Consider the following 839-nt stretch of genomic DNA (forward strand, 5'->3'; position numbering starts at 1 on the left):
TCGCCGACCAGAACCGGCACGATGTGGGTCGGCGATTCCATCACCGGCAGGCCGGCGGCGGACAGGATCTGCTTGGTCCGGGTCGCCTGCTGCTGCTGGGCGTCGCGCTCGGCCTGTGAGCGCTTGAGATGACGGATCGACGTGGTGGCCGCCGCGGCGATCGCCGGCGGCAGCGCGGTGGTGAAGATGAAGCCCGGCGCATAGGAGCGCACGGCGTCGATCACCGCGCTGGTGCCGGTGATGTAGCCGCCCAGCGTGCCGAAGGCCTTGGCCAGCGTGCCCTCGATGATGTCGATGCGGTCGGCGAGGCCCTCGCGCTCGGTGATGCCGCCGCCGCGCGGCCCGTACATGCCCACGGCATGGACCTCATCGATATAGGTCATGGCGTTGTAGCGCTCGGCGAGTTCGACGATCTCCTTGATCGGCGCGATGTCGCCATCCATCGAATAGACGCTTTCGAAGACGATCAGCTTGGCGCGTTCGCGTCCCGCCGCCTGCAGCAGGCTTTCCAGATGCGCGACGTCATTGTGGCGGAAGATCTTCTTCTCGGCGCCCGAGCGGCGCACGCCTTCGATCATCGAGGCATGGTTCAGCTCGTCCGAGATGATCAGGCAATTGGGCAAAAGCCGTGCGATGGTCGAGATCGAGGCTTCGTTGGAGACGAAACCGGAGGTGAAGACCAGGGCGGCTTCCTTGCCGTGCAGGTCGGCCAGCTCATGCTCGAGTTCGACCAGCGGGTTGGACGTGCCGGAAATGTTGCGGGTGCCGCCGGCGCCAGAGCCCATCTTGCCGGCCGCGCTCTGGAACGCGGCGATGACGTCGGCGTGCTGGCCCATGCC

At 66.6% G+C, this 839-nt stretch carries 1 protein-coding gene; it reads right to left on the reverse strand.

What is annotated here, in order from left to right:
- The coding region (gene hemA / locus EN851_RS34105) for a 5-aminolevulinate synthase (RefSeq protein WP_135931043.1) at positions 1-839 on the reverse strand (839 nt) is incomplete at both ends.

It is taken from the genome of Mesorhizobium sp. M8A.F.Ca.ET.208.01.1.1, from assembly GCF_004791315.1.
Lineage (GTDB): Bacteria > Pseudomonadota > Alphaproteobacteria > Rhizobiales > Rhizobiaceae > Mesorhizobium.